Source organism: Rhizobium sp. CNPSo 3670 (genome assembly GCF_057784555.1).
Genome location: NZ_JBXSOL010000008.1, coordinates 50865 through 75498 on the forward strand (window position 1 = coordinate 50865; position 24634 = coordinate 75498).

Here is a 24634-nt window from a genome sequence, read left to right on the forward strand (position 1 = left end):
CAATATCAAATTTGCAAGGAAATGGGTGCTTCAGCGCCGCGGTTGCCGCGTTTCCATCACATGAACCCGAAGCCGGTCCCGCAGGCCTGAGATTTCGGAGCGCAGCTGCGCGATCTCGTCGACCGCCGCCGGGGCTGGCATGGGCAATGGCGGCGGAGAAGCAACGGGCGGAGATGCCGGCAACTCCGTTGCCGGAGACGCGACGGATTTGCGCAAGGACAGCAGGAAAGCCAGGGCAAGGCCGATTGCCAGGCCCGTGGCGGCGCCGGCCAGAGCGCGGCCGGTCAGACCACTCTTTGCCGATATCGCCGATGTCAGCGGTGGTTTCAAAACGGTGATATGGCCGTCGCCGGCTGTCGCCGATGCGGACGTCGCATCATCCAGGCGCGAGCGGGCGGCATTCGCCTTCTCTCGCAGTTCGGTCAGCCGCGACAGATCGACGCCGGTATCCCGGCTCTGGGCGATCAGCGTGTTGCGGCGGTCGTTCAGGCCCTTGCGTGCATCGACCGCAGCCTTGGCGGCGGCATTGGCGACCTGTGTGAGCCGGGCAAGCTCCCTGCCCATGTTCTCCTTGAGGCCGTCGGTTTCGGCCTGCTGTTGCAACAGGCGCGGATGACGCGGGCCAAGCTCAGCCGAAAGCTGCGCAAGCGTCGTCCTGGCGACCGCATATTTGTCGCGCCAGTCCTGCATCGCCGGCGAGAGCATGTCGGAGGGCAACGAACCGTCCAGCACGCCGGCAAGCTTCGCCGCCTTCAGCCGGTCGGCCTGCGCCTTGGCCGCGAGAATGTTCTGGTCTGCCTCTTTCAGATCGGCATCGAGCCGGTCGATCTGGCGGCGAAGATCGATCGCCACCTTGACGTTGCCTTCGCCGCTCTTTGCCGTGAAGGCGGCAAGCTCCGCCTGAGCCTCGTCATAGGCCTTGCGTAAAACCGCGTCGGTTTCGGTGTTGCCGCCGCGTGCGTCGCCGCCCGCTGCCTCGGCAAGCCTTGCGGCGATGCGGGTGGATTTGGCGCCGTCGCCGGTCGTCACCCGCACCCGGATCGTGCCGGCGGCGGCATCGGGCACAATCTCGACTGCACGTCTCAGCGCGACCTCGGCGCGCGAGGCCGGATCGGCGGCAGCACCGGTCGCCGAGAGAAGATCGAGCGCAACGGCGAACGCATTGGCGCCCGTGCCGACGAATTCGGGATCGTGATCGAGCTTCAGGGTGGCGACCGTCGACGCAGCCACGCGCGCCGACAGCAGTCCCTTCGCCGCAGCCTGCGTGAAAGCGGCGCGGCTTGCGGCATCCGTTCTCACAGCAAGTGTCGTTTCGGCGCGGTAGAGGACGGGCGCAGCCGGCATCAGCATCGGCAGGCCGGCGCCCAGAATCGTTGCGGCGGCGACCGTTACCGCAAGGCCGGCCCTGTCCGCGCGGCGATGCAGTGCTGCCGGGCGGGGCTCGAGCGTTTCCTGATGAATTGCGGCAAGCGGTTCGACCGAAATCGCCGGCTCTCCGGCGGAAGCCACCGGCTCCTCATATCGCGCTGGTTCCGGCGGAAGACGATGGCCGACATCGTTGGCAGCCCGGAGGCGGTTGCCGAGAATTGTTTCGATGCGGTCGACGAGCGGCGCCTCGGGCGCCGCCCTCATGCGCTGCTCTTCCAGCACACGGCCGATGGCGCGCAGCAGGTCGGCTTCGGGCGGGGCGATATCCGGTCCGTTTGATCGGGGCGGCCGATAGGGATCGTCATGGGCGCGCGTCCTTGCGGCTGCGTGATCGAGAAAACTACTTCTGGCCCTGCTATCGTACATTTGCGCCACATCTCATGCACATGATGGCCGAGTTTACTCATCCGCATGCGAAGCAGATGATTAAGTCACTCTAAATATTCATGGCAAAGAAATGGTTAACCGCAGCCGGCAAGAATTGCGGTCCGATTCTCGATAGCGCTGCTGCGCGTCAAACGCGCGGACACTGCAGGCTCAGCTCGCCCTCTTGCGATCGGCCGCCGGCTGCACGGCGTTGCGGGCCTCTTCCGGATGGCTGAGCATTCTTTCGCGCCGGCGGAAGCGGTAGCGCAGGACATGAAAGAGGAAGACCGGAATGCCGACGATGTAGCGCCGCCACAGGCGCGCGGGCTCCTGTATCAGGCGATAGGCCCATTCCAGACGCATCATCCGTACGGTCTTCGGCGCCCGCGGCACGGCGCCGGAGACGAAGTCGAAGAGCGCGCCCACCGTCAGCACCAGGCGCGCATGGTCGGCACGGATATTGTCATGAACCCATTTCTCCTGCAGCGGCGTCCCCATGCCGACGATCAGAATATCGAGTTTCTGGCGCTCGACCTCCTCGATGACATCCGTGGAGTCGACCTTGTCGAAAAATCCATCGGAAATAACCACAAACTCATGCCAGGGCGTGTGCTTGCGGAAATTTTCCGCCGCCGCCTCGACGACCGAGCGCTTGCCTCCGATGAGACCGATGCGGCGCGGGGTCTCCATGAAGGTGAGCAGGGCCGGCACGAAGTCGGTGCCGTTCAGATTGGCGGGAAATGGCCCACCATGGGCGATCTGCGATGCTATATTGAGGCCGATACCATCCGGCAGCACCAAGTTGTGCGACATGATCCGGTAATATTCATCGTCGCGCAGCGCCGTCAGCATGTTATGGGCGTTGACGAAGCAAACCACGGTCTGGCCGACGGGAATGGACGCCAGCTCGTTGATAAAAACGAGGGCATCGTCCCAGCCGAGATCGCAGACCGGCAGATCGAAGATCGTCCGCCGCGACGCAAGCACCGCGAAGTTTGCAATCAAATTCATTCCTACCTCCTGCCGAGGGTGCGTCATGCGCCCGAAATCCCGGAAAACAAGCCCATATTTCCGCACCCCGGAGATCTCGAAAGAACCGGTCGCGTCACGCATGGACGGCGTCGCCCCGATCGCGGAAAACGGCGCATGCCAAGCTGTGCCACCTGATATAGCAGGACGGTTTCAAACAACCCTTAGGAAAATTCCTTGGATTTTGATGCTCGCATAAGTAGTTTGTTAACCAAAGGCGGCCCAACGACAAACGGCGCCCGAAGGCGCCGTTTGTGCATCGATGATCGGTTGCTTCAATGTGCGGGGGCCGATGCTTCCTCGGCTGGGGCGCCCTCGACGATCTTGACCGGTGCGCCGAGCTTCTTCGGTTGACCGGCCGAATTTTCCTTGACCTCTTCCTTGGAGAGATAATCGAGCTGCTCCAGCATCACGTCAGCGACATACTCGCCGCCGAGGCGCTCGTTCATGCCCTTCCTGATCTCCTCGCGAAAGGCTTTCGGGTTGAAAGATTTGATGTGGGCAAGATCGACCATCTTGTTGCCGACGAGCAGGCTGAAAAGTTCGTCGGTCGTCATCTCGGTGAGCGGCAAGGTCACGCCCTTCAGCATGTCCTTGTTCATCATGAAGGAAATGCGGCCGAGAAAATAACCGGTGATCGCACCGTCGCCGATGACCGGCACAGTGATCGTTTCACCCTTCACCAGTTCGAGCGCGCTCTGCTTGGAATCCGTTGCCGCGGGTGCCGGCGCCGTCGCCAGGTACACCGAAAAATAGACTGAGGCCAAGGTGATGGCGCAAACCCAGATACCGGTAAGGACGAGCTTGACCATCAGTTTCCACGCGCGGCGAATTGTTCCTGGGAATAGGTGCCGTCGGCGTCGGCGTCCTGAACCGCGTTCTTCAGGAGGTCGGCCACGGCACGAACCGCTTCGAGATGCGCCTCGACACGCCTGGCGTTCAGAACCAGTTTCTTTTTCAGGCCGTGCAGTTGATCGAGATGGGCAGCGGCAAGCTCGGCCGGATCGGTATCGCGGAAAAGCATCGACAGTTCGTAGAGGCAACGGCTCTTGTGCGCGTTGGAGACCTTGAGATCAAATTGCGGATCGTTGCCGATCCGGGTGTTCTCATTGTCGATGATCATCTCGAGGCGTCCGAGAACGGATTTGATCCTGTATTCGTTCGAAACTATTTCCATTGTGTCCTCGATTATGTGTCGCTTGCTGTCTTGGAGTCGGCGGTCGGCGTGCCGAAGGTCCTGCGCTGGAAGTCGTCGATCATGCTGAGCGCTGTGTTGCGGTCGCGATCATCGGTCGAAGCGTTGACGATCTTGCCTTCCTGGCGGCGCAGCTGCTCGCTGTACATCTGCTTGGCGATGCCGATGCCATCGCCCTTGGCCATGGTGTTGCCGAGCTGCTCGGCCATCATGCCCTTCCAGATATCGCCGGTCGCGCCCTTGCCGTAAACGTCTTCGCTCTCGCTCGGCAGCATCGACTTCACGAAGTTCTGCAGCACCATGGCCTCGAACTTCCGGTAGCTTTCCGGAACCTCGGTCTTGGCGCGGTTCTGGATGTTGGAGAGGCCGCTCTTCTGGCCGATATGATCGAGAACGTCGACCGTATTGGAGAAGCCCTTGCCGTTCTCGGCGAGGCTCGTCGCGGCAAAAGCCGCACGGTTTGCCTTCAATTTTTCCTGGGCTGCCTGAACCTCCATGGGGTCGGCAGCTTTGACCACGTCCAAGACCAGATCACTGGGGGGCGAAATAGCCACGTTACAATCCTCTGAATTAAGATCGCAACGATTATGGTTTTTGAAGCTTGCTGGAGGCTGGCGTTGCGAATTGCTGATCGATTACATCGTAAACGGCATTGTCGTCGGCCTCGCGGCGCTCAGTGTCCAAGGCCTCTTTCATGCCCTCTTCGAGCCGATCGGCCTTGGCGCGCTCGCGCGACAGCCGCATCTCGTGGATCTGCTGCATGCCGGTCAGCTGCTGATCCTTGATGGTGAGCCGGCCGAATCGATCGGCATAATTCTGCGAGAAAGCGTGGTGGACGGGATCCATCGAGCCAAGCGCGACGATGACATCGTCCATCGCCGCATTGACCTCGATGCGTTGACGGCTGGTTTCGGCCAGATCGTTTTCCGCCATCCTTTCGATATGCCGCTGCACCGACAGGAGACGCTTGAGCTTCTGGGAGCGGCTCTTCTCGATCATGACAGCCTCATCGCCCGATATAGATCGAACTGAAGGCTTGGCCGAACTGGCTGACCAGCGCCGCAATCGAGATGTAAAGAAGGAAGAGCCCGCCCATCAGGAGATAGGGCGTGGAAATGAAATAGACCGGGATCTGCGGCGCCAGCTTGTTGATGAAGCCGATCGAGACGTTGAAGATCATGCCGTAGATCAGAAAGGGGCTCGACAGCCGCAGCATGATGTAGGTCGTCTGCTCGAGCGTGTCGGTGAAGGAGATCAGCGTCGCGCGCATCTGCACCAGGCCGCCGAAAGGCATGGTCGTGTAGGAATCGATCAGGGCGCGGAAGACGATGTGATGGAAATCCATGATGAAGAGAATCATGATCCCGGCAAAGGTGATGAAGGCGGAAAGGCTGGTCTCGGGAGTGTCTTCGATGACATCGGCCGAACCCGGTTGGGTATAGCCGACCATCATGGCGAGGATCGTCGCAGCGAATTGCATGCCGAGCGTATAGAGTCTGGCCAGCATGCCGTACATCACGCCGATCAGTGATTCGCTGAAGATCAGGCCGATATAGGTCGCGGATCCCGTATGAACGGCGGGATAAACGGTGTCCCAGAGCAGCGGCATGACGGCGATCGACAGCGCGAGAGCAATGAAGACGCGCAGCTGCTCAGGCACGCGCGCCGAGGAAAAACCCGGAAGAACCAGCACACAGCCGCCGATCCGGCAGAAAACCAGAAACAGCGCGAGAACCGTCCCTTGCGGGTCTGTTATCATGAAATCGAGCCCAAAATCTTTATCTCGATGCCCTTGGCCAATTCGACATGCGACAGGACCGGGAGCGTGGCGAACAGCCGTTCGATGATCATGCGCACATAGGATCGTGTTTCCGGCGACGTGACAAGGGCGAATGGCAGGCCGCGATCCATGAACTCACGGATAACTTTGCTGGCCTGCTCGCTGAACTCCTCCAGGCTGCGCGGATCGATGTCGAATTCGATTACCTCGCCCTTGGCATCGCGCTTCAGCGCCTGGTGGAAGGCGAGATCCCATTTGCTGCCGAGGCGCAAGACACGCAAGACGCCATTATCGGCGAGATCGCCGCAGAGCTGCTGGGCCATGCGAATGCGGACATGCTCGACGATCTGCTCGGTCTTCCTGACATGCGGGGCAAGCTCGGCCACCGCTTCGAGAATGAGATGCAGGTTGCGGATCGAAACGCGCTCGGCAAGCAGGAGCTTGAGCACCGCCTGCAGGCCGGAATAGGACATGTGCGACGAGCAGATCTCATCGGCGAGCTTCTTGTATTCCGGATCAAGGCGGTCGATTAGCACCTTGACGTCCTTGTAGGACAGAAGTTGCGGCAGGTTGTTGCGGATGACTTCGCTCATGTGCGTGAGCACGACGGAGACATTGTCGATCGGCTGGAAGCCTTCGCGTTTCAGATCGTCGGCGAAGTTTTCGAGGATCGAGACGGCCGGCATGCCGAAAGCGGGTTCGCGGATTTCGTCGCCGGGAATGCTCGGCTTGCGACCGGCGCCGGTGACGACCAGGACTTCACCTACGCGCAGCAGGTTAGATGCGACCGTCGTGCCATGGATGCGGATCTGATAGGACTTCTCGGGAATGGCGATGTCGTCCGTGACCTTGATTTCCGGCACGACGAAACCGTATTGAGTGGCGAACTTCTTGCGCATCTTGCCGACGCGGAACGCCAGCTCCTGGTGAGCGCCGAGCAGGCGAGTCGACACCATCTTGCCGAGCGCGAGCTCGATCTCGGAAGTGCGGAGCACCGACTTGACCGAATCCTTCTCCAGTTCCTTGCTCTGGACGACCTTCTTTTCCTCCTGTTCGCGGCGAAGCTTGTTTTCAGCCTCGACCTGCCGCGGAATGAACCAGGCGCCGAAGGCGAGAAGACCGCCGAGGACGGTGAAGGGAATGGTCGGCAGGCCCGGCATCAGGCCGAGAACGAACATCAAGACGGCCGAGACGGAGAGCGCGCGGGGATAGCCGCTCAGCTGGTTGACGACAGCCTGGTCCGTGGAGCCCGTCGTACCGCCGCGTGACACGAGAAGGCCGGCTGCGAGCGAAACGATGAGGGCCGGCATCTGCGAGACGAGGCCGTCGCCGACGGAGAGCTTGACGAAGACGTCGGCCGCTTCGCCGATGGGCATGCCATGGCGGAAATAGCCGATGATGATGCCGCCGAAGACGTTGATCGCGGTGATGATGAGGCCGGCGACGGCATCGCCGCGCACGAATTTCGACGCACCATCCATCGCCCCGAAGAAGGAGCTCTCCTCTTCGAGCTCCCTGCGCCGGCGCTGGGCTTCCTTTTCGTCGATGATGCCGGCCGAGAGATCGGCATCGATCGACATCTGCTTGCCGGGGATGGCGTCCAACGTGAAACGCGCGCCGACTTCGGCGATACGCGTGGCACCCTTGGTGATGACGATGAAGTTGATGGTGATGAGGATCAGGAAGACGATCAGACCGATGACGAAGTCGCCGGACATCACGAGACTGGCGAAACCGGCAATGACGCCGCCGGCCGCATCGTGGCCTTCATTGCCGTGGGACAGGATGACGCGGGTCGTCGCGATGTTGAGCGCCAATCGTGTCATCGTTGCGATCAGCAGAATGGTCGGAAAAGACGAGAAATCGAGCGGCTTCTGGATCCATAGCGCGACCATCAGGATCAGCACCGAGAAAGCAATCGAGAAGGCCAGCCCCATATCGATCAGGAACGGCGGGATCGGCAGGAAGAGAATGCAGATGATGCCGATGATGCCGAGGGCAAAACCGATATCGCGCAGGCTCGGGGCGACTTTCGGAAGGGGGAGTGCAGGTGGTTGCGCCATGACGATTCCGTCTCTTCATGAGAGGAGGCGGACATGAGTCCGCCCAATTCGGATCGAGAACTAAATGGCGAAGCTTGCGCGAAGGTGGCTCAGAAACCCGACTGAATGCGCGAAAAGACCAGATTGGTGAAAATGGAGATCTGCGAGCCGACGAAGGGGGCGGTGATTCCGACCACGACCAGCACCGCGACAATCTTTGGCACGAAGGTCAGTGTCGCTTCCTGTACCTGGGTCAGCGCCTGGATCAGCGCGATGACGAGACCCACCACCATCGCAGCGAGAACCGCCGGACCGGAGGCAATCAGGACCGTCCAGATTGCGGCCTGGAACAGATCCAATGCATCAGCTTCATTCATCTGAAGGCAACCTCATATCGCCTCGAAGCAGCCCCGTATGACAGGGCTGCGATTGATCGGCATTGTCAGGCGCGCTGACACCCCTTTGCGTCAGGAGCTGCTGCTCGGCGCCTCGTCGGCGACAGTGATTCCCGCCTGCACGAGTATCTTATCGCCATCCGTGGTCGTCGCAATGATGCCGTCGGAATAAACCTTGACGGAATCGATGACGCCTTTGACGGTGCCGTCGGCGCTTTCCATATATTTGCCGACATAGCTGCTGGCCTGGGTCAGGCTCGAGCTTGCCAGGAGCGTATCCAGCTTGGTGTTGGTCTGGATCGTCTGCTCGACCTGCGAGAAGGTGGCAAGCTGAGCGACCTGTTCGCTTGCATCCATCGGATCGGTCGGATCCTGGTTCTTCATCTGCGCGATGAGCAGCTGAAGGAAGTTGTCGTAGTTCAGCGTCGCCTTGCTCTGAGTTGAGCTCGAGCTCGTGGTGGTCGAACTCGTCACGCTTGACGTTGCGTCTACCGCCATGGTGCGATCTCCCTGCGAATCTGCTCGACCATCGTCGGCGGCAGTTCGTGATTGTTGAGGATATTGTCTTCGATCGCGTAGAGACCGCGGATCGCCTTCAAGGCGTCGAAGGCGCGGCCGGTCGACACAAGCGCATCGATCCGCTTCAGCTCAGCGAGGATCTCTTCGTTCTTGAAGCAGGTGAGCAGCATGGTGATCGACTTGCGGAACATCGCCGTCGAGTGGTCCTTGCCCTCGGGATTGATGAGGATCATCTGCGCGATGAAATAGAGCTGGCGCAGGGGCGTCGTTGCGCCTTCAGGCTGGAGGACGTGATTCTCGAGAAGGAACGTCACATCGTTCAGGAATTCCAGCGCGACCTTGCGGTCGACACGCAGGACGGCGCCGTTGATGAAGATTCTTTCTCCGGCCTTCAGAGAAATGCGAAGTGTACTTTTCATTTAAGTCCATCCCTGATGATGGTGGTAACGTCGATGATGCCCTGGTAGTTATTAGACAGACGTTTTCTGATCCTGTCGCATTCCTTCAATATCCAGATCGCAATCGAGATGAGGTTAGCCCTGAGCTGGATATCCAGCTGGTTTTCCGGATGTTTCAGATCCTCGATAAAGCTGATCCAAACCCGGCGCGTATAAAACAGGGCTTCGATGGCTTCCCGACCGTATTTTTCCTTGTCGCGCGCCAACGCCAGCAGTTCTATGGACCGGTCAAGAACCTGCCATTCCCGCTCTTTCGCGTCGGCCACCGAGTCCTGCATGACTTCGGCATATGAGAACTGATACATTCATGCATCCTTCTGTGCGCGCCTTTGATCATCAAAGGTAGTTTACGAGACTCAACTGCTGGATCTTCGAGACGATCGTGTAAGCGGTTTCAAGCTGCGTTTCCAAAGTCTTGACGAGGGTCGAGGCTTCGTAGGGATCGACGCCCTGGAGATCGACCAGCTTGTTCTTGATGATGTTCGACTGAGCGTCGAGAGCGTCATTGGACTTCTTGACGCGCTCCTGGGAGAGGCCAAGCTGACTTGCCTGCGTCACGAGGCCGCTTGTGGCCTTGGCCGTGTAGCTGATCGCCTGCTTGGACACCGTCGTCATTGCATCGGTGCTGAGGTTCTGGCCGAGCAGGGCGGTGGTCATGACCGAAGCAAGCGCCAAATAACGCATGCCTTCGGAATTGGCATTGGTCGAAGATTCGATCACTTCCGAGTTGCTGATGCGGCTCGTCATGTTCTGACTCGACGCCTGCGACCAGCCGGTCCCCGCAGCCGTCCAGTTCGCTTCGCTGAACATCGGCTCGACCGTCGACGTGATGAAGGTCCCCATTTCAGCGCCGGTGAGGTCGCTGACCGCTTTCGGCGGAACGAGACCGGCCGCATAAGTGTTGAGCGCAGTAACGATGGCGGCGCTCGTGGCCGTCGTCTTGTCGGTCAGCGGCTGCACGTCCGTGTTGATGCCGGAGAACAGATATTCCCCGTTCACCATGGTGTTGGCCGTATCCATCATGGTCGAAAGTGCGCTGGTGGCCGACTGAATGGCGACGGTTATGCTGCCCGGATCGTGGCTACCCTGCAGCGCCGTCAGCTTCGAAACGAGGCCATCGCCGACGTCCTTCATCTTGGAAAGACCGAGCTGCGAGGATTCCATGCGTGCGCTGACAAGCGAATTGCTTGATTTGATTGAATCGATTCTGTCGGTCTCGCGGGTGAAATCTACGCTTCTGGCCGCATTGCCGCCGAGCGAGACGCCGATATCCGCATAGACCCCCGTGGTCGCTTCCATCGTCGCCTTCGTCATCTGGTTCTGCGCCTGACGGATCGTCAACCGCATTGCATTCTGAATGGCCGAACTTGAAATAAATGAGCTCTTCATGGCTTAACTCGCAATATCCAGCAATGACTTCAGCATTTCGTCTACGGCGTTCAGAATCTTGGTCGCCGCTTTGTAGGACTGCTCGATATCAAGGAGCAGCGTCAGCTCCTCGTCGAGGTTGACGCCGGTCTCATTGGAATAGGCTTCGTCGGAGCGCGACAGTGCCGCCGAAGTGTTTTCGGCCGCCGTCGTAGCGTTGCTGCGGTACTGCTCGAGCCAGCCGAGGGAATTCGTGGCATATTCCATGATGCTGACGTTGGAATCGATGCCCGTCGTGGCGTCGAAGCCGACCGGCGCTCCAGCTGCCGGGTCGAAATCCATGTCGGATGTCATCGCCGTATAAAGGCGGTCGAGTTCAGCCGTATAACCGCTGACGCCTGACGTGTTCAGGACGACGCCGGCGGCGTTGACGCCACCATCGCGCAGACGCATCGGATCGCCGCCCTGCGAGGTGATTACGCGGGTGCTGACCGTGATGGTCGACGCCATCCCGGCGACCGCGGTGGCGCCAGTATCGACCGTGCCGCCGCTCCAGGTGAAGAGGCCTGGCACATAGGCCGGGGGCCCTGCCGTGTTCTGCTCCTTGAAGAGCGAGACGAGGCCACGGGCGATTTCGTCGAGCTGCTTCTGGAAGTTGGGGGCAATCTCGTCGCGAATCTGCAGGAGCGACTGGAGGCTTCCCTGCCCCGTCGTCGTCGAACCCTTGCCGAGCGGCAGCGCAACACCGTCGATATAGACAGAATTGCCGATCGTGGTGGCGGTATAGATATCCTGGGACTTGAACGTCACCTTGCGCGGGATCGTCTCGAAGAGGATCGTTCCGTCCGGCGTGCTCAGCACCATGTCGTTGTTGTCGCGCGTCGTCGCACTGACGCCAACGATTTGCGAAATCTGCTTTAGAACTTTTTCGCGTTCATCGAGAGCGCCGGATGCATCCGTACCGGAGGCAGTGGCGGTCTTGACAGCATTGTTAGCCTTCTCGAACTGGCCGAGGAGCGTATTCAGCGTATCGACGGCGGTGGTGATTTCCTTGTCGGCGTTGGCGCGAACGTCCTGAACGGACTGCGAGGCATTGTTCAACGAGTTGGCGACATCCTGGGCGGCGGTGATGGCCCCCTGAGCGGCGACGGTGCTGCCCGGCGAGGTTCTGAAAGCCTGCAGTTTCTGTTGGAAAACACCGAGATAAGTCGACGGCGAGGTTTCGTAGTCGTTGCCACCCATGATCGATTTGAGATCTTCGAGGCCGCCCAGCAGGGTCTGCTGAGCGCTGTCCTGAGAGGATGTCTTCAGATACTGGCGCAGCAGGGCGTCTTCCTGTGCCCGGTTGATCTGGACGACCTGCGCGCCATTCAGGGACGTCGTGAGCATCGCCTGCCGGCGCACATAATCTTTATTGCCCGCATTCGAGATATTGTTCGATACGACACTGCTCTGCGTGCCGGTATTGTTGAATATGTTCTGCGCGGTATTAAGTGCGGACGTGAGCGACATGGCTTACCCGTTACCCTACTTATCTCTTGAGGTTGACGAGGACGTCCATGATGTCGGACCCCGTCTGGAACACTTTCGAATTGGCGGTGTAGCTGCGTTGCGCTTCGATCATCTCGGTCAGTTCGCCGGCAAGATCGACGTTCGAACCTTCCAGAGCGCCTGACTTGATCGTGCCGAGGCCGTTGGTTTGAGGGAAGCCGGTGACGGTAACGCCCGACTGGCCATTGGCACTGTAGACGTTGCCGCTCATCAGCGTCAGCTTGTCCGGGCTTGCGACATTGGCGAGCGGAATACGATAGAGCGGCTTGGTGCTGCCGTCTTCGTATTTGGCGTAGACGATGCCATCGCCATCGATCGTGACATCCTTGACCGGGCTCGCCGCCTGGCCGTTCGGTGTACCGGTGCCGGCAAAGGCGGCGCCCAGCTGCGTGAAGCCGGAGAGATCCATGTTGATCGATAGAGCATTCGTCGTATCGGCAATGGTGAGGGCGCCGCCGGTCAGCATCTTGCCGTTGCGGTCGAATGTAAGGTTTCCGGAGGCGACAACGGCGCCGGCGCCGCCGGTGTAAGGGAAGGAGGTCGTACCGCCCGACGCCGCATCGGCGTTGCGGAAGACCGCGACCTCCCAAGTGCTCGCCGTACCGGTTGCCGGCGGCGGTGTCACGACCGAGGTCTTGGTGAAGTAGAAGTCGTACATCACCTTGTTGCCGAGATGGTCGTAGGCGACCATCGAAAACTTCTTGGTGTCGGCCGTCGTGGTGGCGGCGTTCGCGCTCGGCAGCGTCGCCGGAGCGACCGGAGCGATATTGGCGCCGGAATCGAGATTGCCCTTGAAGACACCCGATGTCGAGGCGATCGCGGTCAGCCCCTCCTGATTGACGTTGACGGGAACGAGGCCGTCGAAGCCGTTGACTACGACGGCGGGAGCGCCGGAGTCGTAGGAATAACCCATCAGCTGGAAGCCGGCGGCATTGACGAGATTGCCTTCGTCGTCCTTCTGGAAGTCGCCGGCGCGGGTCAGAACCGGGGTGCCGTCGGGACCCTGGACGATGAAGAAGCCATCGCCCGAAATCGCAAGATCGGTGGTGGAGGTCGTGTAAGAAATATCACCCTGGTCGGAGACGGCCTGGCGCACGGAGGTCTGAACGCCGCCGGAATTGTAGTTGCCGCCCGAGGAGGGAAGAACCAACGAGGAGAAGCTCGTCGATACGGCCTTGTAACCGGTGGTGTTCACGTTGGCGATGTTGTCGGAGACGGTGCTGAGGCGGTTGGCCTGCGCGTTCATGCCCGACACTGCCGTCTTCATGCTGCCGAAAATGCTCATCTGAAAACCTCGTTTTACCTGTTAAACTCGAGAGTATTTGTCGGGCCTTGCGTGAAGCTGTCTGTCATGGCGAGCAGCAAGGCCAATATCGAGGTTCAGCCGGGCGCCGCCACCCGGCCGGAAAAATCAGGCCCAATCGATGCAGTAGCCGAGGAAGCGCTTGGAATCGACCGGATCGACGCCGAGCTTCTTGCGCAGCTTTTTGCGCAGCTTCGAGATGTGGCTTTCGACGACGTTCTCCTCGACCTCTTCATCGAAGATGCCGTAGATGGCGTTGAAGATCTGGGTCTTGGTGACCCGGCGACCGCGGTTGGCGATCAAATATTCGAGGATGCGGCGCTCGCGCCGGGGAAGCGCAAAGACCTCGCCGTTGATTTCGGGGTCACGGCCATCCGAGAAGACGCGGATGCCACCGATATCGGTGTAGTTGGCAATGGCCTTCAACCGGCGCCGGATCGCGGCCGCTCTGGCGAGAATTTCGCGCGGATGGACCGGTTTGCGCACCACGTCGTCGACGCCGCAATCGAAAAGCGCAAGGGTGTTTTCGAGCGAGGGCTGATCGCTGACCGCAATCACCGGCGCCATCGAACGGTCCCGGATCGCCCGGGGCAGTTCGAAGCTGCGCTGGCCCTGACCGATCAGGAAGGCCTCGACCGCCGCAATATCCGAATCGGCGGCGGTCTGCACCCACTCGCCGAATTCCGATGGATCAAAGCCGGTGGAGGGAATGCCCTCCCGGCCAAACAGGGATGTGTATCCGTCTTTTACGAGCTCACGCTCATCAACCACTACGATCATTCGTCCGCCTCCGAATCAGTGTGGCACTTCGATGATCTATGGGTACGAATCGCGCGAATCGGCGACAACTCGATAAAGTGAATGGCGGAAATTAATAATTGATTAAGATCCGCGTGGCGATTTGATCTACATCTAGTGGCTACGCCCAGATATCCACACAAAAGTTTCGTGGAAAAGTTAACGCTCGGTTAATTGTGACTTGCGTACCGGCTTGGCGCCGGATTCCTGCCACATTGCGACACAGTTCTGTCACAATTTGGCAATTCTCTCTCTGGTTGAATTAATTCTGGCAGAAGTTACTCGCATTGGGAGTCCACTTGCCATAGCCGGTCGCCACCAAATTGGCGATAACGCGGCAGACATACTGCTTCTGCGCGGGATTGTTATTCGGCCCCGCGTGGTATCTTGCTACCGCCATCGTCCAGGTCTCATGACGGTCATGCAGGTTGCGGAGAAACCTCGCCGCATATTCCACATTGCGATGCGGATCGAACATATCTTCGGCGGAGGGGAAATTCTCGCCGTGATAATAGTGATTGATCTGCATGCATCCGATGTCGATGAGCTTCGCCCCGCTTCTGCGGGCCACATCGAACTGCCTCACCGCATCCTGTTCCGAGGGCGGGAAAATCGCCTTGCCTTCGACGTTCATGGCATAGGGATAGAGTGAGCCCCTGCGGCCGGTCTCCGTCAGGCCGACCGAATAGAGGATGCCTTCAGGGATACCGTATTTGACCGCGGCCGACTGGATTTCGCGTTCGCAGGCACCGGTGGAAGCGGCTGCCTCAGAGGTAAACGCCGCCAGCACCGCTGCTGCGAGCACCGCCAGCAAAGACGTCTTCGATACCGGTCTCGCCTGCGCCATTGAAGCCTCCATCCATCCGTTGCGCCGTCTGATTGTGGCGCTCGCGCGCCTCGCCGCCCTGCCCTTGCTGAGGCAGCGACTGCTGCTGGGAGGCCTGCCCCTGGCTGCCGGCCTGGTTGCCGGCGTCGGCCCGTTCGACGGGGGCCATGCTGATGGTGACGTTGTCGACCGCATAGCCCTGGCTGCGCAGGGATTCGAGAATCTTGCCGTGATCTTCCTTCAGCTGCCGGTAGGCGGCGCCGGTTTCGACCTTAAGGTCGACGTTCAGGGCGTCGCCGGCCAGGCGCATGGTTGCCGTCACCAGGCCGAGATCGATCGGGTTCATCTGGATCTTCAGCGTATTGACCACCTTGCCGGTGCTCGTCCATTCCGCCGCGTTGGAGAGCGTCGAACTCGGCTGCATGGCGCGCGCCCATTCGGAATCACCGGAGAGAGCGGCGGTGACCGCAGCGGAATTGGTATTCTGCGCCAGGCCGATATAGCGGCGCGATTCGAGGACCGAGACATTCTCGAGATCGGTCTTCTTCGCACCGTCCTTGGACCCGGCCTGTTCCGCGCCGAGGTGAACGTCCATCGAAACGCCGCGGCCGTCGGCGCGACTGATCCGGAACGTCCGGCCGTCGGCGGCTTCGGTATTCTCGGCGCCGGGAACCTTGATATCATCAGACTTGACGCTTTCGATATTGCCGCTGACAACCGCCAGGGCGTCGGATGCGTGCCCGCTCGTTTTGGCGTCGATACCAGCGGTCGTCTTCTCGGCAGATCCGGCCTCGTCGGTCTTGGTGAAGGCTTGATGGGCGGCTGCGGCGGCTGGTGAAGCGACCGTGCCATCGGCGGGCTCCTGCTTCAGCAGGCCGAGCACATCGGAGATGCCGCCGTCCTCGGCCCCACCGTCCTTATCCGCATCTGTTTTCGAGATGTCCGTCTTGACGCGCTTGACGCCCTTGGCCTCCTGCGTGGCCTCGTCGGCGGACTGATCCTTGGGATCGGGCTTGCCGACGCCGGCCGGCAATTTGAGCCCATCCTTCGCCGGCTTTGCGACCACCTTTTCGGCATTAGCGACCGTTTCTGGCTGCACTTCGGCCTGTGCCTTCAGTGCGGCGTCGCTGAGATGGATCAGCGGTCTGGCGCCGCTGCGGCTGCGGATCGTCCGCGCCACCTTCCCTGGATCGCCATTGGCGACACTCTGATCCGGCTGTGCATCGTCCGGCGCGCCGTCGACGGCGCTGCCGCCTGTCTCAGCAAGCACATCGGAGAAGCCGCCCTGCTGACCGGCGGCATCCCCCTTTGCAGCCTTTGCAGATTTCGCGGCCGCAGCCGCCTCCGCACCAGAGGCTCCGCCCGAGACGCTCAAGTCCATCATTGTTCGTTGCCTTCCTGCGCCAGAAGACCATCGATCTCGTCGAGCTTGGATCGGCTGGTCGTCACAAATGTGTTGAATGAGGAGTCGGTATCCTGGCTCTGGCCAGTCGATGCCACACCTCCTGGAACAGGCTCGGGAGGCGCGCCTGGCGTCCCCGGTTGCGTGGCTATCGCCGCAGCCTTTTCAGAAGTGATTTCTTGATGAGAAGTGTTAGGATTGGATGCTTGCGTCAAGCTTGCCGGATCCGGCGCACGCAGGATCTGCTCGGCAACGGAGCGCGCCGCCGCCTGCAGCGCCTGATCCCGCGGCGAAAGCCTTTCGCCGTCGATGCCGCTGACATTCTTTGCCGCCTGGTCGATCTCCTCCGTGGGAAGGCCGGCCATGCCGCCATAAAAATCTGCGAGCGGGCCGAAGGCATTATCGGTGCCCGCGCCAAGCAACTGCACATGTTCGACCGCCATGCGCGCCAGCTCGGGCTTGCCCGCTATCGCCGCAGCGCGGGCGATGCGCAGATAGACCTCGCGCTGGCGCGGGGCATCCATGAATGAGAGGATATCGACGACATCCTGCGGTTTCACATCGTGATCATGGGCGACGACGAGCTTGACGAAAAGATCGGCGAACTGACTGGCATAGGGCGAATGCAGGAAGCGCCTGGCATAACGCTGCGAATAGGCGAGCCCCTTGTCGAGCATTCGCTTGTCGACGCAGATGGCGAGGGAACGGCGCAAGGCTGCCTCCTCGACGATTGTGCCCGGCGCGGCAAGGCGTGCCTGGTCGTAGAGATCAAGCGCATCTGTCGGTTTCGTGGCGATCAGCACGTTGCCGCCGATCAGCGCCAGGTATGGACCGATCTTCTTGTCGCGATATTCCCTGGCGGTTTCCTCCAGCGTCTTGGCGACGAGCAGCCCCTTGCCGGTCAGATATTTGCGCAGCACATCGGTGACGCGGTTATCGAAATAGCCGTCGACGTCATGGGCGATCAGATATTCGAGCGTCTGGGGATTGCCGCCGCTCATTGTATAGATCAGCGCCGCATCGACATTGCGGTCATCATCGAAAATCTTTGTATTGGCCGTTCGCAGCCGCTCGTCGATGGTGCCCAGCATGAAGCGCTGCATTTCGCCGGCCGAATGATCGCCGGCGACGACGGAATCCTGCACGAACTGCAGCGACCGCAGCATCTTGTACGGCGCAAGATCGTCCGGATCCTGCGCTTTGCCTGCGGCAGGCGAAAGCATCGCCAGGCCGAGGGCCATAAATCCGACGTAGCGATGCTGCCGACGCGCCATCCGACTATCCCTATTCCGCCTGCACCAGGATCTCGATCCGGCGGTTGACCGCATTGAACGGGTCGGCGGGGAGCTTCAGCCGACGGTCGGCGAAACCGGAGACCTGGGAGACGCGCGTCTCGTCCAGTCCGCCGCGCACGAGCATGTAATAGGCGCTCTGGGCGCGATCCATCGAAAGCCGCCAGTTCTCGTTCTGCCCGCCCTTGTATTGGCGCCCGTCGGTGTGGCCGCGGATGGCGACTGCGCCACCCCTCTCCTTCAGGATCGTCCCGATCTTTTCCATGGCGAGCACCATCTCCTGGCGCGGAACAGCCGAACCGATATTGAACATCGAATCATCGTTCTGGTCGGAGATGCTGACCAGCAGGCCGCCTTCGGCCGCCGTCACTGTCAGGCCTTCCGCGAGCTTGCCGGCAACACCGCCGATCTGTTGGGAGATCTGCGCTTGAAGCTGTTCAGCTTCCTTCTTCTGCCGCTCGGGCTCAGCCGCGCTCTGGTCGGCTTCCTTCTGATGCTCGGCGTCCTTCCGAGCTTCCGCCTTCTTCTCCTCGACCGCTTTGCCCTCCGTCACCTTGCCGTCCTTGGCCTCTGCGGCGCCCTTCATTTCCTTGGCTTCCTTAGCAGGGGCTTCCTTTGCGGGCTTCTGGTCGGTCGCCAAAGGCACCGGCTTCATATCCTCGGCCTTGGCGATCTCCGTCGTCTCGCTCTCGGTCGGCTGCTCCTCGCTCTTGTCGGGCGGCAAGGGTTTTCCGGCCGTTGTCACCTCGACCTGCTTCGTCCAGAAATCCGGATCGAAGGGATCGCGATAGGCTTGCCCGCCATCGGCGCCGGTGGCAGGGCCGGAATCGGCCGCGCCGCCATCGCCCTTGGCGCTGACATTGGCCTGCTGGCCGACCTCCTGGGCGATCTCGGCGAGAACCGAATAGGGATTCTCGAAGAAATCGGCCTCGGAATAATTGGTCTGGTCGCCTGAGGTCGATGTCTGGTCGTCACCATCGGCGGCGGACTTACCCTCGGTCGGATTATCTTCCTTCTGTTTCGACTTTTCCTTCTTCTCCTCGCCCTCGGCATGGTCGACAGGCTTCTTCAGGCCTTTCTCGGTCGGCTTTTCGTCGGCAAGCTTGATCGGATTGAAATAGGTCGCAACCGCGGCCTTGGTCTCCTCGTTGGCGGCGTTCACCAGCCACATGACAAGGAAGAATGCCATCATCGCCGTCATGAAGTCGGCATAGGCAATTTTCCACGCACCGCCATGGGCACCATCGTGATCACCGCCGCCATGCCGCTTGACGATAATGATCTCGTTTCTGCCGTGGTGATGGTTTTCGCCGTCGCTCATTCGAGAACTTTCTTCAAGCTGGCCGCCCAGGCGGACATACGGGTAACGATGACGGACTCACCGATTTCGACGGCTAGATCGACATCTTCGGCCTCGATGTGCCGAACCGCCGTGGCATGTTCGCCGAGCTCGGCTTTCAATATGTCGAAAAGGCCGGTCGGCCCTCTGACAACGACCGGTCCGGCTGCACCTTCGAGAATTGCTTCACGCAGCAGAGCGGCGAGACTTTCGGCAGCCTTGGCCGCAAGCGCTTCCGTCACGACGGGCGCAATGGCGATCGCCGCGCCGGCGCTGACGAGCTGAGCGACTTCTTCAGCGATATCGCGGACGCGGGATGCAATGACCGCGGCCGCCTCCACTTCGTAGCGAATCTTCAGTTCCTCGAGCGCGCGCGTATGGGCCTCGGCCAGAGCGCGCGCCTCGCTTTCGTATTTCTCGGTCAAATCAGCGGTCGCCGCCGCATGGCCTTGCGCATAGGCCTCGCGCCGCTCCGCCTCGATGTCGACCGGAGGTTCGCTCGGCGTCTCCGGAAAACCATCTCCGGCCAAATCGTCGATATCGATGATCGGCGCTGACGGCTTCGGTTCGCCGAAGTCCTTCAAATACCGAGAAAGCGAAATGCTCATAGAAACCATCCAGCATCCGGAAGACGTGCGGCTTGCCCGCCCCCGTTCAAAATGACCTTGCGCGCGACATGTCCTTCGCAGCGAACAAGGGCTTGACCTTGCGCCGGCATGATTTTCGGACGATGCCTTCATGCCGGAAACTAGGAAGTCAAACTTGCGCGAGGATGAATGGCGCCGCCGCCATTGGTGATCGCGCCCAGCTCTACTCCAGCAGAATGAGGATCTTGCTTGCCGCCGTGTTGAGGATCGAGATCGCTTCGACAGCCATCTGCTTCTGAGTTTCGATCGCCTTCTGGCGGATCGAGGCCTCATCCATATCGGTATCGACCAGCGCGCCGACGCTCTTGTCGATCGAATCCGACAGATCGGCCGCGTAGTCGATCTGGTCGTCAATACGCGTCTTCATCACACCGATTGAGGCGGCCGTCGTCGTCAGCGAGGAGAACAGGGAGTCGGTCACATCGAGCATGTCGACGAGCTGGGCGTCAGTGGTGTTCTTGTCGATCGCGATCTCGCTGCCCGTCGCCGGCGTGGTCGACCCGGCGTCCAGCAGGTAATAGTTCCGCGGTCCCGTGCCGCTGTTGTTGATCGCCTGGGCATCAATCGCCTTGGTGAACAGGCCGCCGCTCGCATTGTTCTTGTCGATGAGGATGGTCTGCGACGAAGGGAAGTCGATGGTCTGGGCCTGGTATTCGCCCGTCGAGGCGCGCACGAAACCTGAAATGACCGACCATGTCGGCGGCGCTGCCTTGTCACTGTTCAGCAACCAGTTCTCGCCTGCAAACGACGTCGACCCGACAACGGTCTTCAGCTGCTCCTTATATTCGCTGATCTCAGCATTGATCTTGTCCTTATCGGTGCCGGGCTCTCTTGCCGCAACCAGCTTGGCGCGGATCTGGCTGACGAGATCGATCGCCGAATTCATTGCCGTGTAGGTCGCATCCACCTTGGCAGCCCCGAGACCGAGCGCATCGCCGATCGTGCCGAGATTGGTGCTGTCCGAGCGCATGACAGTGGCGACCGACCAGTAGGAGGCATCGTCTGCGGCCGTCTCGATCCGATAGCCCGAAGACACTTGCTGCTGGGTCTGACTGGCTTCTTTGTTGATGCTGCGCAGCACCGCAAGTGCATTCACCGCGGCCGCGCTGGTAATCTTAACGGTCATCGACAGGGTCTCGGAATAAGATGAAAGGGCAGGCCGGATTGCCGGCGGCGACTGAAGTGGCCTCATGCCTCCGGCGAAATTTCACCGGCGCGTCGCAAAAGCAAATCAACTCAAGGCGAAGTTAACTCGATATCAACTTGTTGGGCAAGAGCGGCGCCAAGAGCGCGACAAGCGGATTATCTCGTACGTTAAGCTATTGATATAAAACAAAGAACCGCGCCGTTTCGGGCGCGGTCCGGAAGGTTTCCTGCTTGCGGCCGATCGGCGGCGCAAGATTCGATCCAGCTTCAGCGGCTGATTTAGCTGCGGAACAGCGTGAGGATGTTCTGCGCGCTGGAGTTGGCGATCGACAGCGACTGGATCGCCAGCTGCTGCTGGGTTTGCAACGCCGTCAGCTTGCTCGATTCCTCTTCCATGTCGGCATCGACGAGGCGGCCGACGCCCGAGTCGATCGAATCGCTGAGCGCTCCGACGAAGTTCTCCTGCAATTCGATACGGGTCGAAATCGAACCGAGCTGCGATGCAGCCTTGGTCATCGCTTCGAGGCCGGCCTCAATGGAGGTCAGGGCCATGGAGATCTCAGCCGAACCGAAGGTGCTGATGTCCATAGAGTAGATCGAACCGATCGTGCCGTAGGATGTGCCGATGATGCCGGAGGTCGTCTCGATCGTACCGGTCGAGGTCATGCCGAAGAGAACGTTGCCCGTGGAGCTCGTGTCCAGGACGTAGTCGGTCGTCTTGACCGAGACATTGCCGTTACCGTCGCGGACAAAGGTCGACACGACGCTCTTGGTGCCATCGGCGCCGGCGACCCAGTTTTCACCGGAGAAGGAAGCCGACTGTGCGATGCTCAGCAGCTGCTGCTGCAACTGACCGATTTCCTCCTGGACCTTGGTCTTGTCGACGCCCTTTTCGGTTGCGGCGACGATCTTCGCCTTGATCTCGCTGATGACGTCGATGGCGCTGTCCATGGCGGAGTAGGCGGTGTCGACCTTGGCGGCGCCGAGGCCAAGAGCGTCGGACACGGCCGAAAGCGCCTTGTTGTCCGAACGCATGGTCGTTGCGATCGACCAGTAAGCGGCGTTGTCGGCAGCCTTTTCGACGCGGTAACCCGACGAGACGTGGTTCTGCGTGTCTTCGAGGCTGTCGTTGATTCCGCGGAGTGTCTGAAGTGCGGCCATTGCCGCGACGTTCGTCAAAATGCTGGTCATGAAATGATTGCCCCTTGTTGGCATCTGGGAAAAAGGGACATTCCGGAATGTTACCGGGAACGGGGATCAGCCTCATGCCTGTTAACCGGTTTTTAATGTCGGTTAACCCGCCGTCTCGTTGAGCTGAGAAGACAACATTATGGTTAATCAATCGTTAACGAAAATAAGAAAGCCGCGCTTCATCGAAGCGCGGCTCGAGCAGAGGTGCCCGCCGGAGACCGGCGGGCCATATTTTCTGGCGTTTATTAGCCGCGGAAGAGCGACAGGATGGTCTGCGAAGAGGAGTTCGCAATCGACAGGGACTGGACGGCGAGCTGCTGCTGGGTCTGCAGGGCGCTGAGTTTGGAGGACTCTTCTTCCATGTCGGCGTCGACGAGACGGCCGATACCGGAGTCGATCGAGTCGCTGAGAGCCGATACGAAGTTCTCCTGAAGCTCGATGCGCTTAGAGATCGAGCCGAGAGCAGCACCGGCGCTGGTCATGGACTTCAGAGCCGACTCAACGTTGGTCAGAGCCGTTTGGATCTGGCCGAGGGTGAAGTTGGTGATGTCCATCGCGTAGACGGAACCGGTTGCGCCGTTCGAAGTACCGAGGATACCCGTGGAGGTTTCAACCGCGCCGGCGCTCATGCCGAACAGGACGTTGCCCGTGGAGCTGTTGTCGAGAACATAGTCGGTCATCACGACCGAAACGGCGTTGGAGCCGTCGCGGACGAAGGAGGCAACGACGTTCTTGGTGCCGTTAGCGCCGGCAACCCAGTTTTCACCGGAGAAGGAAGCCGACTGAGCGACGCTCAGGAGCTGCTGCTGCAGCTGGCTGATTTCTTCCTGGACCTTGGCTTTGTCGACGCCGTTTTCAGTCGCGGCAACCAGCTTGGCCTTGATGTCGCCGACGACGTCGATGGCGCTGTCCATTGCGGAGTAAGCCGTGTCGACCTTGGCAGCGCCGAGGCCGAGAGCGTCGGAAACAGCCGACAGTGCCTTGTTGTCCGAACGCATGGTCGTTGCGATCGACCAGTAGGCAGCGTTGTCGGCAGCCTTGCCGACACGATAGCCGGACGAAACATGAGCCTGGGTGGTCTGGAGACCCTGGTTGACCCCGCGCAGAGTCTGAAGGGCTGCCATTGCAGCGTTATTGGTGTTGATGCTCGTCATAGTAAGTTTGCCCCTTATTGGCAGATCTTAAAAAAGGGACATTCCGGATTTTCGTCCGGCCCACAGCGATCAGCATCATGCCTGTTAACCATTCTCGTTAGGGTTAACTCGCCGTTTCGATGGGCCTAGAAAACAGCAAGATGGTTAAGGAAAGCTAAATTCAAAATGGAAATTTCGTAAAAATATCTGATACTTAGACGGACGCTCATTAACCTTATGTTAAAACATTTCGCGGCCGGGGCTGACCCGGCCGCGAAACTTGAAAGCCTTGTGCCGACCGCTTTAGCGGAAGAGCGACAGGATGTTCTGCGAAGAGGAGTTCGCGATCGACAGCGACTGGATCGCCAGCTGCTGCTGGGTCTGCAGGGCGCTGAGTTTCGACGATTCTTCTTCCATGTCGGCGTCGACGAGACGGCCGATACCGGAGTCGATCGAGTCGCTGAGAGCCGACACGAAGTCTTCCTGGCTGTCGATGCGGCTGGAGAGCGAGCCGAGAGCGGCACCGGCGCTGGTCATCGACTTCAGAGCCGATTCGACGTTGGTCAGAGCCGTCTGGATCTGACCGGCGGTGAAGTTGGTGATGTTCATCGAGTAGATAGAACCGGTCGCGCCCGTCGACGTACCGAGGATACCCGTGGAGGTTTCGACCGTCCCGTTGCTCATGCCGAACAGAACGTTGCCGGCGGAACCGCTGTTGAGAACGTAATCGGTCGTGGTGATCGATACTGCGTTCGAGCCGTCGCGGACGAAGGAGGAAACGACGCTCTTGGTGCCGGCAGCGCCAGCAACCCAGTTCTCGCCGTTGAAGGAAGCCGACTGGGCGATGCTCAGGAGCTGCTGCTGCAACTGACCGATTTCTTCCTGCACCTTGGCCTTGTCGACGCCGTTTTCAGTCGCGGCAACCAGCTTGGCCTTGATTTCGCCGACGACGTCGATGGCGCTGTCCATGGCGGTGTAAGCGGTATCGACCTTCGCAGCACCCACGCCGAGGGCGTCGGAAACGGCCGACAGTGCCTTGTTGTCCGAACGCATGGTCGTTGCGATCGACCAGTAAGCAGCGTTGTCGGAAGCCTTTTCGACGCGATAACCGGATGAAACGTGGTTCTGCGTCTTGTTGAGGCCCTGGTTGACATTGCGCAGCGTCTGGAGAGCGGCCTGTGCGGAAGAATTCGTGTTAATGCTTGTCATAAATCTGTCCCCTGGAAACTAGATACAAAAAGGAGGACATACCGGACTGTATTACCGGCGATGACGGACCAGCTTCATGCTACTCGGCGCCTGCTTGTTTGGCCCAAACCCGTCATGTCCAGGGCAATCTCGCAGCCAATGCTTGCCAACTTCTTAAAAATGGAGGCTCCGCTCCGGCACCTTACATCCCATAGTTAATACCGGCTGAATCTATCCC

At 60.1% G+C, this 24634-nt stretch carries 25 protein-coding genes; all 25 read right to left on the reverse strand.

Annotation, left to right across the window (positions count from 1 at the left end; genetic code table 11):
- Nucleotides 1–30: 30 nt before the first annotated feature.
- The 25 genes from AC13QO_RS10220 to AC13QO_RS10340 all read right to left on the reverse strand — a co-directional run bounded on the left by AC13QO_RS10220 (nt 31) and on the right by AC13QO_RS10340 (nt 24417).
- Entirely contained in the window at nt 31–1794 is a 1764-nt protein-coding gene (locus tag AC13QO_RS10220) for a GumC domain-containing protein (RefSeq protein WP_488540585.1), read from the reverse strand.
- A 171-nt stretch (nt 1795–1965) separates the two neighbouring features.
- Nucleotides 1966–2805 (reverse strand): WecB/TagA/CpsF family glycosyltransferase, encoded by an 840-nt coding sequence (locus tag AC13QO_RS10225; protein WP_085776980.1) that lies wholly within the window; start codon nt 2803–2805, stop codon nt 1966–1968.
- Nucleotides 2806–3098: 293 nt separating this feature from the next.
- Nucleotides 3099–3635 carry a hypothetical protein gene (locus AC13QO_RS10230; RefSeq protein WP_085776979.1) on the reverse strand — a complete coding sequence of 179 codons (537 nt, stop codon included), beginning with the start codon at nt 3633–3635 and terminating at the stop codon, nt 3099–3101.
- Nucleotides 3635–4000 (reverse strand): hypothetical protein, encoded by a 366-nt coding sequence (locus AC13QO_RS10235; protein WP_003556590.1) that lies wholly within the window; start codon nt 3998–4000, stop codon nt 3635–3637. The genes AC13QO_RS10230 and AC13QO_RS10235 overlap by 1 nt, the downstream gene beginning before the upstream one ends.
- An 11-nt stretch (nt 4001–4011) precedes the next feature.
- On the reverse strand, nt 4012–4572 hold the full coding sequence (locus AC13QO_RS10240) for a rod-binding protein (RefSeq protein ID WP_085776978.1): 561 nt from the start codon (nt 4570–4572) through the stop codon (nt 4012–4014).
- Nucleotides 4573–4603: 31 nt separating this feature from the next.
- Complete coding sequence (locus AC13QO_RS10245) at nt 4604–5017, reverse strand: hypothetical protein (RefSeq protein ID WP_085776977.1); 414 nt, start codon at nt 5015–5017, stop codon at nt 4604–4606.
- Between the two features lie 7 nt (nt 5018–5024).
- The gene (fliR, locus tag AC13QO_RS10250; protein ID WP_085776976.1) at nt 5025–5777 is read right to left on the reverse strand and encodes a flagellar biosynthetic protein FliR; all 753 of its coding nucleotides are present in this window, start codon (nt 5775–5777) and stop codon (nt 5025–5027) included.
- Nucleotides 5774–7861, reverse strand: a complete 2088-nt coding sequence (gene flhA / locus AC13QO_RS10255; RefSeq protein WP_085776975.1) for a flagellar biosynthesis protein FlhA — start codon at nt 7859–7861, stop codon at nt 5774–5776. Before flhA ends, fliR begins: the two co-directional genes overlap by 4 nt.
- Before the next feature lie 89 nt (nt 7862–7950).
- The gene (fliQ, locus tag AC13QO_RS10260; protein ID WP_011424049.1) at nt 7951–8217 is read right to left on the reverse strand and encodes a flagellar biosynthesis protein FliQ; all 267 of its coding nucleotides are present in this window, start codon (nt 8215–8217) and stop codon (nt 7951–7953) included.
- A gap of 90 nt (nt 8218–8307) precedes the next feature.
- Nucleotides 8308–8733, reverse strand: a complete 426-nt coding sequence (gene flgD, locus AC13QO_RS10265) for a flagellar hook assembly protein FlgD (RefSeq protein ID WP_085776974.1) — start codon at nt 8731–8733, stop codon at nt 8308–8310.
- The gene (gene flbT, locus AC13QO_RS10270) at nt 8724–9173 is read right to left on the reverse strand and encodes a flagellar biosynthesis repressor FlbT (protein WP_012482697.1); all 450 of its coding nucleotides are present in this window, start codon (nt 9171–9173) and stop codon (nt 8724–8726) included. Before flbT ends, flgD begins: the two co-directional genes overlap by 10 nt.
- Complete coding sequence (gene flaF / locus AC13QO_RS10275; protein ID WP_064800698.1) at nt 9170–9517, reverse strand: flagellar biosynthesis regulator FlaF; 348 nt, start codon at nt 9515–9517, stop codon at nt 9170–9172. The genes flbT and flaF overlap by 4 nt, the downstream gene beginning before the upstream one ends.
- Before the next feature lie 31 nt (nt 9518–9548).
- Nucleotides 9549–10601, reverse strand: coding sequence for a flagellar hook-associated family protein (locus tag AC13QO_RS10280; protein WP_085776973.1), 1053 nt, complete (start codon nt 10599–10601; stop codon nt 9549–9551).
- Nucleotides 10602–10604: 3 nt separating this feature from the next.
- Entirely contained in the window at nt 10605–12092 is a 1488-nt protein-coding gene (flgK, locus tag AC13QO_RS10285; RefSeq protein WP_085776972.1) for a flagellar hook-associated protein FlgK, read from the reverse strand.
- Nucleotides 12093–12111: 19 nt separating this feature from the next.
- Entirely contained in the window at nt 12112–13416 is a 1305-nt protein-coding gene (locus AC13QO_RS10290) for a flagellar hook protein FlgE (protein WP_085776971.1), read from the reverse strand.
- 126 nt (nt 13417–13542) lie between these two features.
- A complete protein-coding gene (gene rem / locus AC13QO_RS10295; protein WP_064709879.1) occupies nt 13543–14214 on the reverse strand; it encodes a transcriptional activator Rem in 672 nt (223 codons plus the stop codon).
- A 280-nt stretch (nt 14215–14494) separates the two neighbouring features.
- The gene (locus AC13QO_RS10300) at nt 14495–15079 is read right to left on the reverse strand and encodes a lytic transglycosylase domain-containing protein (protein ID WP_488540586.1); all 585 of its coding nucleotides are present in this window, start codon (nt 15077–15079) and stop codon (nt 14495–14497) included.
- Nucleotides 15000–16442: a flagellar hook-length control protein FliK gene (gene fliK / locus AC13QO_RS10305; protein ID WP_488540587.1), complete on the reverse strand. Its 1443-nt coding sequence runs from the start codon at nt 16440–16442 to the stop codon at nt 15000–15002. Before fliK ends, AC13QO_RS10300 begins: the two co-directional genes overlap by 80 nt.
- The gene (motC, locus tag AC13QO_RS10310) at nt 16439–17734 is read right to left on the reverse strand and encodes a chemotaxis protein MotC (RefSeq protein WP_085776968.1); all 1296 of its coding nucleotides are present in this window, start codon (nt 17732–17734) and stop codon (nt 16439–16441) included. Before motC ends, fliK begins: the two co-directional genes overlap by 4 nt.
- A 10-nt stretch (nt 17735–17744) precedes the next feature.
- Nucleotides 17745–19073, reverse strand: a complete 1329-nt coding sequence (locus tag AC13QO_RS10315; RefSeq protein ID WP_488540588.1) for a MotB family protein — start codon at nt 19071–19073, stop codon at nt 17745–17747.
- Nucleotides 19070–19699, reverse strand: coding sequence for a hypothetical protein (locus AC13QO_RS10320; RefSeq protein WP_085776966.1), 630 nt, complete (start codon nt 19697–19699; stop codon nt 19070–19072). Before AC13QO_RS10320 ends, AC13QO_RS10315 begins: the two co-directional genes overlap by 4 nt.
- 202 nt (nt 19700–19901) lie before the next feature.
- Nucleotides 19902–20864: a flagellin N-terminal helical domain-containing protein gene (locus AC13QO_RS10325; protein WP_285193455.1), complete on the reverse strand. Its 963-nt coding sequence runs from the start codon at nt 20862–20864 to the stop codon at nt 19902–19904.
- Nucleotides 20865–21163: 299 nt separating this feature from the next.
- Nucleotides 21164–22075: a flagellin N-terminal helical domain-containing protein gene (locus AC13QO_RS10330; protein WP_085776964.1), complete on the reverse strand. Its 912-nt coding sequence runs from the start codon at nt 22073–22075 to the stop codon at nt 21164–21166.
- 245 nt (nt 22076–22320) lie between these two features.
- On the reverse strand, nt 22321–23229 hold the full coding sequence (locus AC13QO_RS10335; RefSeq protein WP_085776963.1) for a flagellin N-terminal helical domain-containing protein: 909 nt from the start codon (nt 23227–23229) through the stop codon (nt 22321–22323).
- 282 nt (nt 23230–23511) lie between these two features.
- Nucleotides 23512–24417, reverse strand: a complete 906-nt coding sequence (locus tag AC13QO_RS10340) for a flagellin N-terminal helical domain-containing protein (protein ID WP_085776962.1) — start codon at nt 24415–24417, stop codon at nt 23512–23514.
- Nucleotides 24418–24634: the final 217 nt, after the last annotated feature.

What these genes read in the sequence shown, in the direction of transcription:
- AC13QO_RS10225 (WP_085776980.1), bottom strand. Translation starts at nt 2,805, where the DNA reads ATGAATTTGATTGCAAACTTCGCGGTGCTTGCGTCGCGGCGGACGATC.
- AC13QO_RS10235 (WP_003556590.1), bottom strand. Translation starts at nt 4,000, where the DNA reads ATGGAAATAGTTTCGAACGAATACAGGATCAAATCCGTTCTCGGACGC.
- AC13QO_RS10245 (WP_085776977.1), bottom strand. Translation starts at nt 5,017, where the DNA reads ATGATCGAGAAGAGCCGCTCCCAGAAGCTCAAGCGTCTCCTGTCGGTG.
- AC13QO_RS10330 (WP_085776964.1), bottom strand. Translation starts at nt 22,075, where the DNA reads ATGACCAGCATTTTGACGAACGTCGCGGCAATGGCCGCACTTCAGACA.
- AC13QO_RS10340 (WP_085776962.1), bottom strand. Translation starts at nt 24,417, where the DNA reads ATGACAAGCATTAACACGAATTCTTCCGCACAGGCCGCTCTCCAGACG.
- flgD (WP_085776974.1), bottom strand. Translation starts at nt 8,733, where the DNA reads ATGGCGGTAGACGCAACGTCAAGCGTGACGAGTTCGACCACCACGAGC.
- fliQ (WP_011424049.1), bottom strand. Translation starts at nt 8,217, where the DNA reads ATGAATGAAGCTGATGCATTGGATCTGTTCCAGGCCGCAATCTGGACG.
- flhA (WP_085776975.1), bottom strand. Translation starts at nt 7,861, where the DNA reads ATGGCGCAACCACCTGCACTCCCCCTTCCGAAAGTCGCCCCGAGCCTG.
- fliK (WP_488540587.1), bottom strand. Translation starts at nt 16,442, where the DNA reads ATGATGGACTTGAGCGTCTCGGGCGGAGCCTCTGGTGCGGAGGCGGCT.
- AC13QO_RS10335 (WP_085776963.1), bottom strand. Translation starts at nt 23,229, where the DNA reads ATGACGAGCATCAACACCAATAACGCTGCAATGGCAGCCCTTCAGACT.
- AC13QO_RS10290 (WP_085776971.1), bottom strand. Translation starts at nt 13,416, where the DNA reads ATGAGCATTTTCGGCAGCATGAAGACGGCAGTGTCGGGCATGAACGCG.
- AC13QO_RS10220 (WP_488540585.1), bottom strand. Translation starts at nt 1,794, where the DNA reads ATGTACGATAGCAGGGCCAGAAGTAGTTTTCTCGATCACGCAGCCGCA.
- AC13QO_RS10320 (WP_085776966.1), bottom strand. Translation starts at nt 19,699, where the DNA reads ATGAGCATTTCGCTTTCTCGGTATTTGAAGGACTTCGGCGAACCGAAG.
- AC13QO_RS10230 (WP_085776979.1), bottom strand. Translation starts at nt 3,635, where the DNA reads ATGGTCAAGCTCGTCCTTACCGGTATCTGGGTTTGCGCCATCACCTTG.
- fliR (WP_085776976.1), bottom strand. Translation starts at nt 5,777, where the DNA reads ATGATAACAGACCCGCAAGGGACGGTTCTCGCGCTGTTTCTGGTTTTC.
- AC13QO_RS10325 (WP_285193455.1), bottom strand. Translation starts at nt 20,864, where the DNA reads ATGACCGTTAAGATTACCAGCGCGGCCGCGGTGAATGCACTTGCGGTG.
- AC13QO_RS10280 (WP_085776973.1), bottom strand. Translation starts at nt 10,601, where the DNA reads ATGAAGAGCTCATTTATTTCAAGTTCGGCCATTCAGAATGCAATGCGG.
- rem (WP_064709879.1), bottom strand. Translation starts at nt 14,214, where the DNA reads ATGATCGTAGTGGTTGATGAGCGTGAGCTCGTAAAAGACGGATACACA.
- flbT (WP_012482697.1), bottom strand. Translation starts at nt 9,173, where the DNA reads ATGAAAAGTACACTTCGCATTTCTCTGAAGGCCGGAGAAAGAATCTTC.
- motC (WP_085776968.1), bottom strand. Translation starts at nt 17,734, where the DNA reads ATGGCGCGTCGGCAGCATCGCTACGTCGGATTTATGGCCCTCGGCCTG.
- AC13QO_RS10315 (WP_488540588.1), bottom strand. Translation starts at nt 19,073, where the DNA reads ATGAGCGACGGCGAAAACCATCACCACGGCAGAAACGAGATCATTATC.
- AC13QO_RS10300 (WP_488540586.1), bottom strand. Translation starts at nt 15,079, where the DNA reads ATGGCGCAGGCGAGACCGGTATCGAAGACGTCTTTGCTGGCGGTGCTC.
- flgK (WP_085776972.1), bottom strand. Translation starts at nt 12,092, where the DNA reads ATGTCGCTCACGTCCGCACTTAATACCGCGCAGAACATATTCAACAAT.
- flaF (WP_064800698.1), bottom strand. Translation starts at nt 9,517, where the DNA reads ATGTATCAGTTCTCATATGCCGAAGTCATGCAGGACTCGGTGGCCGAC.